Raw genomic sequence first — 15,500 nt, 5'->3', positions numbered from 1 at the left:
GGAGGTGGTGTCAGGACTCTTCAGAAGAGGTGTTCTGACGCTCCGTTATTTTCTTGACATAGGCGCTTGGTGTGATGTTGAAATACTTTTTGAAAAGTCGGGAAAAATAATGAATGGAGCTAAAACCAAGCATATATGCGATTTCACTGATCGTATATTGGTTTTCCCGGATCAACTCTTTGCTTTTCTGCAGTTTGATATTGAGCAGATAGTTTTTTGGTGAGCTGTTCAAGTGCGTTTTGAATAAAGCCTGAAGAGAAGAACGGGAAATGTAGAATTCGTGACAGATTTCTTCTATCGTGATCGGCTCGGCAATACGCTTGTTCATATAAGCGAGGATTTCTGATAAAAGATCGTTCATATGGGACTTACTGTCTGAAAGCAATGCCTGATGATTAATGGTCTCGTAAAACTGCATAAGCAGCATGAGCGCTTCCTGCAGATAGCAGACCATAAGTGTACGTGTATAATAAGAATTTGCAAAACTCTCGATCAGAAGTTTCCATAAAACCTGCTGTAATTCACTTGTACAATGGAAAATCTGGTTGCGTATATGCAAGGGTTTACGCTGGTTAATATCAAAAATTGCTGTCAGATAGGAACAGGCAGACTTAATATCTACAGTTGCTGCATCTGATCTGAACAAAATCAGATCATGAGGCTGCAATGTATATACATCATGTGACAGAGTGATATCTAAAGAACCTTCATACACATAAATGAGTTCATATGATTTATGAGTTTTTTTTAGAAGTCGGCAGGGCGTCATCTGGTTTGTAAACCAGCAGTCTAGTATTCTGCGGACATGAAAAGGCGCTGATACCGGCTGATATGTGTATGGGGTTGGCAGGTCTACGGTGCAAGGTTCCATCTGCGTTGAAATAAGATTCCAGGTAAAGGGGATAGACAGAGGGATCACATTAAAGTACATGTTGGGATTGATCTTCACATAATGTCGGATCGGAAATGTTTTTAGATCTTCCATATCCGGAGAATTAGCGATCAAAAGCAGGGAGAGTCCTTGTGTACATTCTATATAGGTCTCGCAGGGGAAGATAAAAAGTTGTTCTATCTTTTTAGAATGAGAAGTGATTTCTTGACAGATAAGGCTGTGGTTTTGAATATCTATTGGTTCATCGTAAAAAGTTCCAAATGGTTCAAAGCTGTGATCAGCTATTTGATTTATCATCTTAAAAATCCCCCATACTATATGAGTCACATGATTACTATATTAAAAAATTATAGTATAACTGCCGGCAAAAATCAAGATGTCAGGAACTTGTGCAAAATGCAGCGGAACAGGTATTTGAGCAGGGAAATAGTATGTTGGTTAAGAAAACAGGAGGAATAGGTATGATCATCCAAAGCAAGAAGGTCTGGTTGGCAGACCAGTTTGTAGAAGCACAGATTGAAGTGGAAAATGGGAAAATTGTAAATCTGTATGAATACGGGACAAAAGCGGTAGATAAGGATTATGGAAGTGAACGGATCCTGCCTGGGTTTATCGATGTGCACTGCCATGGAGCATACGGATTTGATACGAATGATGCCGACGAAGAAGGACTGCGTCATTGGATAAAAAACATTGTATCCGAAGGCGTGACTGCGCTTCTTCCTACGACGATCACACAGAGTGAAGAGGTTCTTACAGGAGCGCTTAAAAATGTAGCAAAAGTAGTGAAAGAAGGATATACAGGTGCGGAGATAGTAGGGATCCATTTCGAAGGTCCGTATTTGGATATGAAATATAAAGGAGCACAGCCGGAACAGTTTATTTGCAAACCTACGGTAGAACAGTTTAAAAAATATCAGGAAGCAGCCAATGGCATGATCAAATATATTACAATGGCAACGGAGACAGATGAGGATTTTGCTCTGACGCAGTACTGTGCAGAACATGGCGTAGTGGTCAGTATCGGACATTCTGCTTCAACAAGCGAACAGGCTGTCCGGGCATTTGCCTATGGCGCGAGGTCTATGACGCATGTGTACAATGGCATGACACCGTTTAATCATCGGGCAAATGGTCTGGTAGGAGCAGCATATCGTATAAAGAGTATGTATGGAGAAATCATCTGTGACGGAAATCATTCTACACCTGCAGCGCTGCATCAGTTTTTTGAGGCAAAAGGACCGCATTATGGTATAATGGTAAGCGATGCTTTGATGGCAAAAGGAAAACCAATAGGCTCTAAGTTCTTATTTGGCGGAAACGAGATCGAGATCTATCCGGATGGAAGTGCGCATCTGACTTCCACAAAAGGACTTGCCGGCTCTACTTTGCGTATCAACGACGGCTTGCGTATCTTGATAGAAGAAGCACTTGTTCCGGTGGATACGGCGATCAATTCATGTACAAGAAATCCGGCAGCGTGTCTGCATTTGGAAGATCGTAAGGGCTCTATCAAAGTGGGACTGGATGCCGACCTGGTCGTTCTTGACAGAGACTATCAGGTACTTGAGACATATTGTATGGGAAAGGCAATGTTGGCACAAGAAGCTTAAATAAACAAAAGATATGGATGAATAGATAAATGGGAAAGAAAAAGAATTCGAAACCGGTGGAGACAATCCGCCTGTCAGGCAGAAATATATATACAGATAAAAAGAAACGTACAATCTATTATGATTTTGTGACAAAACAAGGATACTTGATCGAGAAGAAGAATGAGAATTCTGCTGTGTTTTATAAAAACCGTTTTGTAGTGATTTTATTTGCTGCGATCCTGTGTGGAGCGACATTTTTGACAGTCCGCCAGGCGATCGTCGCAGGTGTGGTAATGCTGGTGTTGGCAGAGATATTTTTCAGAAGATCCTTTTTGAAAAAATTAGAGCCAGTTACAGATGTAGACTTTGAAAAGAGAGTTTCCGCGTTAGAATATATTGTCACAAAAAAAGAGAAGGGCAGAGTGATCGCCTTAGCAGTGCTGTACTTGGTATTTGCAGTTTTGATCTTGCTGAATGCATATCAGGAGAAATATGGGACAGGGCTTGTCATATTCAGCGGCTGCCTTGCGGTGGTAGGGGTATATTTCAGCGCGCTCCACTTCATAGCACTGGTGAAGATGAATAAGAAAAGGAAATAAAATAGAAGGTATGCAAAGAACCACTGTGTCAGATAAGCGGGTCCTGCCCTGTGTTCTGACACAGTGGTTCTTCGCTGTCTCTTCCAATCAGAAGTTTTACTCCACTATTAGAAGGCAGATTCCTCAATTCTGCTTACGCTTCATTTCGCACTGCTTGTTGCTTCGTTAAATTTATATTTATTTTATTGTAGTTTATCTTTTGTTGTGTTAAGGTAAGAGTATCTTTTTAGATGCGCATCTATAAGAAAGAGTCTTGTGTTTTTTTAGCACAGTCTGATGATCTGCTCTGTACAGATCATTCTGTTTTATCCGGTTTCCGGATCGTCGATATATCCGGATCTTTATCCGGGATATTCGCAAACATTTACCCAAAGAAACAAAATCACATATTTGTGCCGGAGAAATTTTACGTCACAGGCAATTTAGGGAAAAGTGTTGTAAACCGGCAGGCTTTTCCCTATAATGAAAGGAGAAAAGTACAGATGGAACTAAAACAAAAGCCATTGAAGGATTTGAACCTGCTGGATCGTTTTTTATTCGCACAGGCGGCGGACGACCCGGATACCATGCGGGATATATTAGAGATCATCTTAGGGAGAGAGGTTGTATTAAAACTGCTGCCCCAGACGGAGAAGGAACAGCGCACCCATCCCTTAAACCGCTATGTGCGGCTGGATGTATGGGCCATGGATGAAGAGGACACGGTATATAATACAGAAGTCCAGAAGGAGAACACGGGAAATCTTTCGAAACGGAGCCGCTTCTATCAGGCGCTGATCGACTCGAATCTGTTGACTCCGGGAGAAGTCGGCTTTCAGAAGTTAAATCCCGTATATATCATCCTGATCTGTCCCTTTGATCTGTTCGGATACGGACTGTACCGCTATACCTTCCGTATGCAGTGTGAGGAAGTACCGGAACTTTCGTTAAAAGACGACGCTGTCCGTATCTTCCTTAATACCCATGGAACGAATACCGAGGGCGTGTCAGAAGAACTGGTAGAACTCCTCAAGTATATGGAGCACACCACGGAGGAAGTGAGCAGAACCTGTGCCAGTGAGCGGATCCATAACATCCAGAAGCGCATCCGGGCTATCAAATCCAGTGAAAAGATCGGAGTGAGGTATATGCAGGCTTGGGAAGAAAAAATCATGGGACAGAATAAGGCACGTGAGGAAGGCCATGCAGCCGGATTGAAAGAAGGAAGACTGGAAAAGCTGCAGGAATTAATAGAAAAGAAAGTCCAAAAGGGATATTCTGTTGAAGAGATAGCAGAGATGTTGGAAACAGATATAGAAACTGTACAGAAATTCAGGAGAAAATAAATATAAATTCAACTGACAAAATGGGCGTGGAAAATATGTGTGTTACGTGAGCGAGGAATTTCGGCAAAGCCCTGACGAGCGATGTAAAATACACATTTCATGTGTCCTTTTGCCATTTGACTTCATATTTCTTTTGATTACTTCCACAGTGTTAGCTCAATTCTGCTTACGCTTCATTTCGCTATCGGCAGTCGCCGAATGAAAAGGAACAGCTCATACCCTGTTTACATGCAAGCATGGCACATGGCATGAGCTGTTCTTTTCGCACTGCTTGTTGCTCCGTTAAATTTATATTTTTCCTGCGGAGCCGCATACGGAGATTTTTTCTTTGACGAGGGCAGCGACGTTATCCATACCTGTTTTACCGTATTTTTTAGGATCAAATGCATCCGGATTTTCTCCGAGATATTTTTTGACGCCGTCGCTGAAAGCGATACGCAGTTCGGTTGCGAAATTTACTTTGCAGATGCCGCGTTGGATGGCTTCACGGACTGCTTCGTCCGGCACGCCGGAAGCGCCGTGTAGGACAAGAGGAATAGAGACGACGTCACGAATAGCGCTGAGACGATCAAAATCCAGCTTTGGTGTTCCCTTGTATAAACCGTGTGCAGTCCCGATCGCAACTGCAAGAGAAGTCACTCCTGTACGTTCGGCAAACTCTTTTGCCTGCTGTGGATCTGTATAAGGCGAGTCGTCTGCTGCAACGAGGTCATCTTCTTTTCCACCGACTTTTCCCAATTCTGCTTCTACACTGACGGCAGACGGAAGACAGGCATCCGCTACCCGGCGTGTTAAAGAGATATTATCTTCAAAAGATTCATGAGAGCCATCGATCATAATAGAGGTATAACCTGTCCGCAGTGCCTGCATTGCAAGTTCGAAACTACTGCCATGGTCAAGGTGCATAGCGACCGGAACAGAGGAACTCTCGGCTGCTGCGCGGACCATAGCAAGATAATAAGAAAGTCCCGCATATTTAACAGTAGACGGGGTTGTCTGCATAATGACTGGTGCCTGCATTTCCTCGGCTGCTTTTAATACAGACATGACCATTTCCATATTTTCTACATTAAATGCACCGACTGCATAGTGTTCTTCCTGTGCTTTCTTCAACATTTCGTTTGTTGTAACTAATGACATAGAAATAACCTCGATTCTTTATAGATTTTATTGCTTAATTTGCTAACAGTATAGCATATAACCTTTGGTTTTGTCTCTCTATTTCTGGCTTTCTTAAAAAATGCAAATGATTGTTTAATAAATCCAAAGTATGATACTTTATTTCGTGCTAGGATGAAGAAAGAAAAGGAGGGATCATCATGGTATTGAATCCACTGAAAAAAATTGTAGATCTGCAGAAAGAAGGGAAAAATGTCGGCATCTATTCTGTCTGCAGTGCGAACAAATATGTTATTGAAGCGGCGATAAAAAGAGGCAAGGCAGACGGTTCCTGCGTATTGATTGAAAGTACGGCAAACCAGTGTGATCAAAACGGAGGTTATACAGGGATGAAACCGGCGGATTTTAAAAAATTCGTGCTGGAGATTGCCAGAAAAAATGGATTTGATGAACAGAAGATATTCTTAGGCGGAGATCATTTAGGACCGCTGACTTTCGCAGGAAAAGACGAAGCAGAAGCGATGGCAGATGCAGAAGAACTGATCCGTCACTATGTAGGAGCGGGATTTACGAAAATCCATATTGATACCAGCATGAAAGTGCGCAGCGACGCGAAAGATGAAAGACTTTCCGATGAAGTGATCGCAGGACGCGGCGCAAGGTTGGCACAGGTGGCTGAAGAGACATACCATGAACTTCTCAAGACAGAACCGGATGCAATCCCGCCGGTGTATATCATCGGAAGTGAAGTGCCCATCCCCGGAGGCGCTGTAGGCAGCGAAGATACAGGAGTACAGGTGACAAAGGTAGAGGATTTTAAGAATACGGTACAGGCATTTAAAGAAGCATTTAAGAAAGCAGGACTTGGAGCCGATGTGTGGGAACGTGTGATCGGTGTTGTCGTACAGCCGGGTGTGGAGGAAAAGGACAGTGGATGTACGGAATATGATCGTGAGAAGGCAAAAGAACTGATGGCTTCCATCGAGGAGTTCCCTACGCTTGTATTTGAAGGACATTCGACAGATTATCAGACAAAGATGAAACTGCGTGAATTGGTGGAAGATGGTGTTGGTATTCTGAAAGTAGGGCCAGCGCTCACATTTGCCATGCGTGAGGCGATGTTTGCTTTGGAACATATCGAGAAAGAATTGTTCTATGGTACAGATACGGTTTTAAGCCATTTCGCAGAGACATTGGATGCTGAAATGTTGAAAGATGAGAAATACTGGAAAAAGCATTATCAGGGAAGTGATCTGGAAATACGGATGAAGAGAAAATATTCCTTCTCTGACAGATGCAGGTATTATATGCCGACACCGGCGGTGGAAGAAGCGGCTGACCGGCTGCTTGGAAATCTGGAAAAAGCAGGCGTTCCATTGAATCTATTAAGCCAGTTCATGCCTATCCAGTATACGAAAGTACGGGAGGGTCTGCTGGAAAATACGCCGATAGAACTTATAGAAGACAGGATCATCAATACGATTGATGAATATTTATATGCAACCCATCAGAAAGAGATCATGTAACACGGACTTTGTCTGACGATGGTGGATGCCAAAAGCAGAGAATTTAAAAAAGCAAAAACGCTGTGCTGTGAGTGAAAACTCGGACAGTACAGCGTTTTTTTCTATGGTGTGTTCTGTTGGCGCATGCTTTTTATGAGGAAGTCTTTACATGGATTTCTTGCAGATGTACTGGACAGGCCATACTTTCATGTGATAAACTATGAGGAAAAATATGAGCTAAGAAAAGAGGAAAAGAAATGGCGCAGTTATGGGGCGGGCGTTTTACAAAGGAAACGGACCAACTAGTATATAATTTCAATGCATCGATCTCATTTGACAAAAGGTTGTGTGAGCAGGATATAAGAGGGAGTCTTGCCCATGTGAAAATGCTGGCAAAGCAGGGGATCCTGACGGAGAAAGAAAAGAAACAGATCTTAGAGGGATTGGAAGGAATCTTAAAAGATGTCAAGGACGGCAGACTTAAGATCACGGATGAATATGAGGATATCCATAGCTTTGTGGAGGCAGTGCTGACACAGCGGATTGGCGAAGCAGGAAAGAAACTGCATACAGGGAGGAGCCGCAATGACCAGGTAGCATTGGATATGCGGCTGTATATCCGGAATGAAGTAAGAGAACTTGACGTATTATTAAAAGGACTTTTGACCGTATTACTAAAATTGATGAAAGAAAATACAGAAACTTTCATGCCGGGGTTTACGCATCTGCAGAAGGCGCAGCCGATCACGCTTGCGCATCATATGGGGGCCTATTTTGAAATGTTTAAACGTGACCGCCTGCGGATGAAAGATATTTATAAAAGGATGAATAGGTGTCCGCTTGGAGCAGGGGCGCTTGCGGGAACTACCTATCCTCTGGACAGAGAATATACAGCGGAGCTTCTGGAATTCGACGGGCCTACTTTAAACAGTATGGATTCTGTATCGGACAGAGATTATCTGCTGGAATTGCTCTCTGCGATGTCTACGGTGATGATGCATTTGAGCCGTTTTTCCGAGGAAGTGATCATCTGGAATTCCAATGAATATAAATTTGTAGAAATCGACGATGCATATAGTACAGGAAGCAGCATCATGCCGCAGAAGAAGAATCCGGATATCGCGGAACTTGTGAGAGGAAAGACCGGGCGAGTCTACGGAGCACTGATGGCGCTTTTGACGACAATGAAGGGAATCCCACTTGCTTACAATAAGGATATGCAGGAAGATAAAGAATTGACTTTCGATGCGATCGACACGACAAAAGGCTGTCTGCTCCTGTTTACAGGCATGTTAGAGACAATGAAATTTCATCATAGTCGGATGGAAGACAGTGCAAAACGTGGTTTTACTAACGCCACCGATGCGGCGGATTATCTTGTCAATCATGGCGTGCCATTTAGGGATGCGCATGGGATCGTCGGACAGCTTGTATTGTACTGTATCGAGAAGAATATCGCGCTGGATGATTTAAGTCTTGCGGAATTTCAGTCTGTTTCTCCGGTATTTGCCGAGGATATATATGAGGCGATCAGCATGAAGACTTGTGTAGAACAGAGAAATACTATCGGAGCGCCGGGAAAGGCTGCGATGGAGAAGGTAATCGCAGCGGAGGAAGCTTATTTGGCAGAGAAAAGCGAAGATGTTTGAACATAGTTTTGTGAATTAAATATAGGTGGAAGGATCGGGAAACCGATCCTACATAAGAAGAAAGAAGGAGAAGAAAAATGGAGCAGAAACTAAAAGTTGGAATTTTGGGAGCAACGGGCATGGTAGGACAGAGATTTATTTCTCTTCTGGAAGATCATCCGTGGTTTGAGGTTGTAACAGTAGCGGCAAGTCCGCGCTCTGCAGGAAAGACGTATGCAGAAGCGGTGGGAAATAGATGGAAAATGGATACCCCGATGCCGGAAGCAGTAAAGAAGCTGGTTGTTTTGAATGTAAATGATGTAGAACATGTGGCGTCTACAGTAGACTTTGTATTTAGTGCAGTAGACATGACAAAGGACGAGATCAAAGCGATCGAGGAGGCATATGCGAAAACAGAGACACCGGTCGTATCGAACAACAGCGCGCACCGTTGGACACCGGATGTGCCTATGGTGATTCCTGAAGTGAATCCGGAACACTTTGAAGTGATCGCAGATCAGAAAAAGCGTCTGGGTACAACACGTGGATTTATCGCGGTAAAACCAAATTGTTCCATTCAAAGTTATGCGCCGTGTCTGGCTGCGTGGAAAGAGTTTGGCCCGAAAGAACTGATCGTAACGACCTATCAGGCGATTTCAGGAGCGGGCAAAACATTTAAGGACTGGCCGGAGATGGTGGAGAATATTATTCCGTATATTGGCGGCGAGGAAGAAAAAAGTGAGCAGGAGCCTCTGCGTGTACTTGGAAAAGTGGAGAACGGAGAAATTGTCAAAGCAGAGCTTCCAAAGATTACCTGCCAGTGTGTACGTGTGCCGGTATTAAACGGACATACGGCCGCAGTTTTCATTAATTTTGAGAAGAAGCCGACGAAAGAACAGCTCATTGAGAAGCTGACAAGTTTTAAAGGATTTCCGCAGGAAGCAGATCTTCCAAGTGCTCCGAAGCAGTTTATCCAATACCTTGAAGAGGACAACAGGCCACAGGTAAAGATGGATGTAGATTATGAAAAGGGAATGGGTGTGTCTATCGGACGTCTCAGAGAGGACACGATCTATGACTACAAGTTTATCGGACTGTCTCACAATACAGTAAGAGGTGCTGCAGGCGGAGCCGTACTGTGCGCGGAGTCTCTGACAGCGAAAGGATATATCCAGGCAAAATAATCGGAAAGATATTAGAGATATAATCGGAAAGAATCTTTTTGGTGATTTTTATGAATTGCCCCTTCCGGCAGGATGTGGTATAATAAGTGTCCCAGCAAAGGGATACAAGGCAACATCCTATGTCGTCCGGCAGCTGCCGGAAAGGGCAATTCAGAATGAATATCTATTTTAGAAGCAAATCAATCATTTCATGATCCGGGGGTTTTCTCCCCACTGAATTCCTAAATGAATAAAAGTGAGAAAAGTAAGGGAAAGGAGGCAGAAGAATTTTGTGCACGCCTGGTGTCTGCGTGCAGATGGTGTATATTTTCTGCTGGGGAAAATATGAATGAAGGTGCAGGTTTTCTGTGACAGGAGAAAATATGAAAGAGAAAAAAGAAAAATGGGCAAAGGGAGGAAAGCTCCTTTTATTTGTGTTTGTTGTTTTTGTTTTTGCGCTTTCCTGCATACAGGTCGCGGCAGCGGAAGAGAAGAGACAGCCTATGTACGACACATCCTATCTGTCAGGACTGCTTACAGGAGTAGGTTTCGCGGAAAAAAGTGAGCAGGAAGAGAAGTTGGTGAGAAAGGCTGTTCCGGGAAAGAAAGTGTACACGAATGTACTCGCCGCAGATCAGGGAACGATCGATATGGTAAAATACAGCCCGGACGGACAGTCCTGGGAAATGGTGGACAGTTGGTCGGAAGGTGTTCTGGGAGCGGACGGAGAGTGGGCGTTTTGTGCGGATCCTACTGTTGGCTTCCAGTCAGGAGATAAGCAGGTATACGATGCGGCAGCATATTACAGTCAGTATACGATCGATACGATCGGATGTGCCTTTGCCTGGTATGATGACTGGAAGACGACACTGGGGTTTTCTTTTACTTCCAGTCAGGATTATTTCTTTAAACAGATATTGATCTGGGAGGTGCTAAATGAAGTAAACGGCTGGTATCCCGGAATTACTTTGGAATTCGGGAACAATGTGCTGTGTCCGGACGGAGTGCACTATGTATCGGAATATACCTGGCAGGTGCTGCAATATGGGATCGAGCATGCGACAGATCCAAAATGGAGAGAAAAATGGGAATGCAGCGGCGTTATATTAAAAGGAAACGGGCAAGATCTTTGTCAATGGGAGTATCGTCCGGCGGGAGGATATGTAGAAATACAGAAAGAATCTTCGGATGCAGATATTTCCGAAACCAATCCCTGTTACAGCCTGGCAGGTGCTTCCTATGGGATTTACGCAGAAAAAAGTTTGAAAGGAACGCTCGTGACAGACGCAAATGGATACGCGCGTAGTGAAAAGTTGCCTGTCGGCACTTATACGGTGCGTGAGATCAAGGCACCGGCAGGCTATACATTGTCCGGAGAAAGTGTGACGGTTTCTGTAAAAAGCGCGCAGACAGTCAGCGTGCAGGCGCAAGACAGACCGGTCAGCGCAAAAGCAAAGCTGAAGCTTATGAAACTAGATGCAGGAACGAAGGGAATAAGAGCACAGGGAAGCGGTTCGCTGGCAGGAGCACAGTTTTCTGTCTCCTTTTATGACGGGTACTATACGGAGGAAACATTGCCGGAAAAACCAAAGCGAACATGGATCATGGAAACAAAAGAGGAGACAGAAGAGACAGGAACAGAGAAAGAAAGGGGAGCTTTCTGGGAATTTTCTGAACTATATAAGATATCCGGGGATCCTTTTTATTATTCCAAGGAAGACAAGGAACCTGTATTTCCGCTTGGAACGATCGTTATAGAAGAAATAAAAGCACCGACAGGATATTTGCTGGAGGGCGCTGTGTTTCGGAAAACGGCGGAGGAAAAAACAGAGTCGGACACAGAAAGGAAAGAAGTTTGGACTTCTGTGTGTGTGATACAGATCAAACAGGAAGGAGAAACGGCACATCTGTCGGGAGGAAATACGTATTATGCGGCAGATGAGGTGATCCGGGGCGATTTTTCTTTTACAAAGATAGAAGAAAAGACGCAGAAAGCGATGGCAGGGATCCCCTTTAGGATCACTTCTGTGACAACAGGGGAAAGTCATGTTATTGTAACGGATGCTAATGGGTATTTTTCTTCTGCTTCTGATTATGTCAGACATTCCGTGGACACCAATGCCGAAAAGGCAGAGGCGGGGCTGTGGTTTGGAATGGCCGATGGCGTGGCGGCGCCGGTGAACGATACACAGGGAGCTCTTCCCTATGATACATATAGGATAGAGGAACTGCGCTGTGAGAATAATACAGGCAAACAACTGTATACAGGAGAATTTATCATTTCAAGGGATGCCTTTGTGCTGGACATGGGAACGATCGAGAATCTAGACTTTCCGCAAGAGCCGAAGGAGCAAAAAACAGACAGACCAGATACACCGATCGGACACAGGCAGCAGACAAAGCGCGTACAGACCGGAGACGATGCCCTTATCTATATGTATATGATTGGAATTTTTATCAGCATTGGGACAGTGCTTATTGTCTTTATAGATAAAAGGAAAAAAAGAAGATAAGATTCCTCTCTTTTCTTTAAAGCGTGTGTGTGATAAAATGTCTCACATAGGAAATGGAAAAGGAGGATGTCACAATGGGAATGACGATGACCCAGAAAATTTTGGCGGCGCATGCAGGTCTTGCATCTGTCACTGCCGGACAACTGATCGAAGCGAAGCTGGATGTGGTCATGGCCAATGACATTACAGGACCAATGGCTCTGCCGATTTTTAAACAGATGGCAGATAAAGTCTATGACAAAGACAAGGTAGTGTTAGTGCCGGATCATTTTACACCGAATAAAGATATCAAATCAGCAGAAAATTCAAAATCAATCCGTGAGTTCGCAAAAGAGCAGGGATTAAAGTGGTATTTTGAACAGGGAAAATCTGGCGTGGAACACGCGATCCTGCCGGAGGCAGGCGTGGTTGCCGCCGGGGAATGTATCATAGGTGCCGATTCCCATACTTGTACATATGGCGCACTGGGAGCTTTTTCTACAGGTGTGGGAACGACGGATATTGCCACAGGAATGGCGACAGGAGAACTTTGGTTTAAGGTGCCAAGCGCGATCAAATTCGTGCTGACTGGAAAACCGGGGCCTTATGTCAGTGGAAAAGATATCATTATCCATATTATCGGAAAAATAGGTGTGGACGGCGCGTTATATAAATCGATGGAATTTACAGGTGACGGGATTGCCAATCTGTCGATGGACGACCGGTTTACGATGGCGAACATGGCGATCGAGGCAGGGGCGAAGAACGGTATTTTCCCGGCAGATGAGAAAGTAAAGGCATATTTGAAAGAACATACGCAGAAAGAATATAAGATTTACGAGGCAGATGAAGACGCCGACTATGACGCAGTCGTAGAGGTGGATCTTGCGAAAGTGCGTCCGACTGTCGCATTCCCACACTTGCCGGGAAATGCAAAAACGATCGATGAGATCGAGCAGATGGAGCCGATCAAGATCGACCAGGTAGTGATCGGTTCCTGTACAAACGGAAGAATGGAAGATATGAGAAAGGCAGCCGCGATCCTAAAGGGGCACACTGTACATCCAGATGTAAGAGTGATGGTAGTGCCTGCGACACAGAAGATTTATAAGGAATGTATCCGAGAAGGTCTGCTGGATATTTTTGTAGATGCGGGATGCGCTGTGAACACACCGAGCTGCGGTCCCTGTATGGGCGGTCATATGGGAGTCATGGCAGCAGGAGAAAAATGTGTATCCACGACAAACCGGAATTTTGTAGGGCGAATGGGGCATGTAGATTCTCTGATCTATCTGGCGTCGCCAGAAGTGGCGGCTGCGAGTGCGATCGCAGGCTGTATTGCAAATCCTGAGAAAGTAGGTGAGAGAGAATGAGAGCATGTGGACATGTATTTAAATACGGAGATAATGTAGATACGGATGTGATCATTCCGGCAAGATATTTAAATAGTTTTGACGCAAAAGAGCTGGCAAGCCATGCAATGGTCGATATTGATCCTGATTTTACAAAAAAGGTACAGCCAGGGGATCTGATCGTGGCAAATAAAAATTTTGGCTGTGGTTCCTCGCGAGAACATGCACCTCTTTGCCTAAAAACAGCGGGGGTGAGCTGTGTCATCGCAGAAACCTTCGCACGTATTTTTTACCGCAATGCCATCAATATCGGACTTCCGATCATCGAATGTCCAGAGGCAGCCAGAGGCATAGAAGCGGGAGATGAAGTGGAAGTAGATTTTGACAGTGGAAAAATTTATAACCGTACAAAAGGCACACAGTTCCAAGGCCAGGCATTTCCAGAATTTATGCAGAAGCTTATTGCTGCCGGAGGGCTTGTGAATTATACAAATAATAAGAAAAAAGGTGAGATATGAGAAAAGAGGAGAAAAAAGGCAGAGGTATTGCGCTTCTGCCGATCGGGGTGTTTTTGGTTATCTTTTTAGGAGCAGGGATCATATTCGATGATTTTTATTCTATGCCTGCTATAGTCGGTTTCTTGTTGGCGCTTTTCGTGGCGTTTATGCAGAACCGTAAACTGTCCTTTGCAGATAAGATCAAAGTGATCTCTGCAGGGGTAGGCGAGGAAAATATTATTACTATGAGTCTGATCTTTCTGTGCGCAGGCGGTTTTTCCGGCGCGGTAACAGCAGCAGGAGGTGTAGACAGCACGGTAAATCTGGGGTTATCTTTCATACCTTCCCACTTTGCCGTGGCAGGTCTGTTCATTATTGGGTGTTTTATTTCTGTTTCCATGGGAACCTCTATGGGAACGATTGCGGCACTGGCGCCGATCGCTGTGGGAATCAGTGAGAAGACCGGATTTTCACTTGCTATTTGTATCGGAGCAGTTGTATGCGGCGCGATGTTTGGAGATAATCTGTCTATGATCTCTGATACGACGATCGCAGCAGTAAAGACACAGGGCTGTGAGATGAAGGATAAATTTAAGGCGAATTTCTTGATCGTGCTGCCCGCAGCTATAATAACGATCGTCTTTTTCTGGCTGATGACAAGAAACGTCAGTTATCAGATGGAAAGTGAATTTTCTTATAATTTGTGGAAGGTACTCCCTTACGTGATCGTATTGGTAGGGGCTTTGATCGGAATCAACGTTTTTCTTGTATTGATCAGTGGAATCGTAGTGTCTCTGATCGTAGGAGTGGCAACAGGCAGTATTGCGGTTTCTGAAATATTCAGTGTAGTAGGCAGCGGTGTGACTTCTATGTATGATATTACTGTAATCTCTATCGTTGTAGCGTGTGTGGTCTCTCTTGTGCGCGAACACGGAGGAATCCAATTTATCCTGGAGATGATCAAAAGCAGGATCCACGGGAAAAGAGGCGGAGAACTTGGTATAGCCCTTCTTGCCCTTTTTGTAGATCTTTGTACGGCAAATAATACAGTGGCGATCGTTATGGCAGGACCAATCGCAAAAGAGATCAGTGATGAATTTGACATTGAGCCAAAACGTTCTGCATCCCTTTTGGATATGTTTACTTCTGTGGGGCAGGGAATGATCCCGTATGGGGCACAGCTCTTGTCTGCAGCTACGCTGACAGGGCTTACGCCGTTCCAGATCATACCGTATCTGATCTATCCGATCCTGATGGCGGTCAGTGGTCTTATCGTGATTTTGTTCCGCAGGCAGAAAACCAATGAAGTTCCACAGATATAAAGTCAGGGAAC

General features: G+C 44.4%; 12 protein-coding genes. 10 read left to right on the top strand and 2 right to left on the bottom strand.

Going from position 1 to position 15,500, the window contains the following annotated elements:
• Positions 1-10 precede the first annotated feature (10 nt).
• Positions 11-1,189: a helix-turn-helix transcriptional regulator gene (locus WKT01_RS12510; protein ID WP_340312571.1), complete on the bottom strand. Its 1,179-nt coding sequence runs from the start codon at positions 1,187-1,189 to the stop codon at positions 11-13.
• A 164-nt stretch (positions 1,190-1,353) separates the two neighbouring features.
• Between WKT01_RS12510 and nagA the strand changes: the two genes are divergently transcribed.
• The 3 genes from nagA (at position 1,354) to WKT01_RS12495 (ending at position 4,411) form a co-directional block, all read left to right on the top strand.
• A complete protein-coding gene (nagA, locus tag WKT01_RS12505) occupies positions 1,354-2,505 on the top strand; it encodes an N-acetylglucosamine-6-phosphate deacetylase (protein WP_117975796.1) in 1,152 nt (383 codons plus the stop codon).
• Positions 2,506-2,534: 29 nt separating this feature from the next.
• Entirely contained in the window at positions 2,535-3,086 is a 552-nt protein-coding gene (locus tag WKT01_RS12500; protein WP_059068709.1) for a hypothetical protein, read from the top strand.
• A 230-nt stretch (positions 3,087-3,316) separates the two neighbouring features.
• Entirely contained in the window at positions 3,317-4,411 is a 1,095-nt protein-coding gene (locus tag WKT01_RS12495) for an Rpn family recombination-promoting nuclease/putative transposase (RefSeq protein WP_340312569.1), read from the top strand.
• A 288-nt stretch (positions 4,412-4,699) separates the two neighbouring features.
• Here WKT01_RS12495 and fba read toward each other — a convergent pair whose 3' ends face one another.
• Positions 4,700-5,551, bottom strand: coding sequence for a class II fructose-1,6-bisphosphate aldolase (fba, locus tag WKT01_RS12490; RefSeq protein WP_059068713.1), 852 nt, complete (start codon positions 5,549-5,551; stop codon positions 4,700-4,702).
• Positions 5,552-5,730: 179 nt separating this feature from the next.
• Here fba and WKT01_RS12485 point away from each other — a divergent pair, with 179 nt between their 5' ends.
• From WKT01_RS12485 to WKT01_RS12455, 7 genes are all read left to right on the top strand, one after another.
• The gene (locus tag WKT01_RS12485; RefSeq protein WP_059068715.1) at positions 5,731-7,056 is read left to right on the top strand and encodes a class II D-tagatose-bisphosphate aldolase, non-catalytic subunit; all 1,326 of its coding nucleotides are present in this window, start codon (positions 5,731-5,733) and stop codon (positions 7,054-7,056) included.
• 236 nt (positions 7,057-7,292) lie between these two features.
• Positions 7,293-8,684 carry an argininosuccinate lyase gene (gene argH / locus WKT01_RS12480; protein ID WP_059068717.1) on the top strand — a complete coding sequence of 464 codons (1,392 nt, stop codon included), beginning with the start codon at positions 7,293-7,295 and terminating at the stop codon, positions 8,682-8,684.
• 77 nt (positions 8,685-8,761) lie between these two features.
• Positions 8,762-9,847, top strand: a complete 1,086-nt coding sequence (asd, locus tag WKT01_RS12475; protein WP_059068719.1) for an aspartate-semialdehyde dehydrogenase — start codon at positions 8,762-8,764, stop codon at positions 9,845-9,847.
• Between the two features lie 362 nt (positions 9,848-10,209).
• Positions 10,210-12,339, top strand: a complete 2,130-nt coding sequence (locus WKT01_RS12470) for an MSCRAMM family protein (protein WP_340312567.1) — start codon at positions 10,210-10,212, stop codon at positions 12,337-12,339.
• 74 nt (positions 12,340-12,413) lie between these two features.
• The gene (gene leuC, locus WKT01_RS12465; RefSeq protein WP_270396037.1) at positions 12,414-13,691 is read left to right on the top strand and encodes a 3-isopropylmalate dehydratase large subunit; all 1,278 of its coding nucleotides are present in this window, start codon (positions 12,414-12,416) and stop codon (positions 13,689-13,691) included.
• On the top strand, positions 13,688-14,188 hold the full coding sequence (locus WKT01_RS12460; protein ID WP_270396039.1) for a 3-isopropylmalate dehydratase small subunit: 501 nt from the start codon (positions 13,688-13,690) through the stop codon (positions 14,186-14,188). Before leuC ends, WKT01_RS12460 begins: the two co-directional genes overlap by 4 nt.
• Positions 14,185-15,489 carry a Na+/H+ antiporter NhaC family protein gene (locus WKT01_RS12455; protein ID WP_270396041.1) on the top strand — a complete coding sequence of 435 codons (1,305 nt, stop codon included), beginning with the start codon at positions 14,185-14,187 and terminating at the stop codon, positions 15,487-15,489. The genes WKT01_RS12460 and WKT01_RS12455 overlap by 4 nt, the downstream gene beginning before the upstream one ends.
• The last annotated feature ends 11 nt before the right edge of the window (positions 15,490-15,500 follow it).

Origin of the sequence: Mediterraneibacter sp. ICN-202921 (assembly GCF_037890075.1) — a bacterium.
Classification (GTDB): Bacteria; Bacillota; Clostridia; order Lachnospirales; family Lachnospiraceae; genus Mediterraneibacter; species Mediterraneibacter massiliensis.
This window is presented reverse-complemented; position numbering and strand designations above follow the sequence as displayed.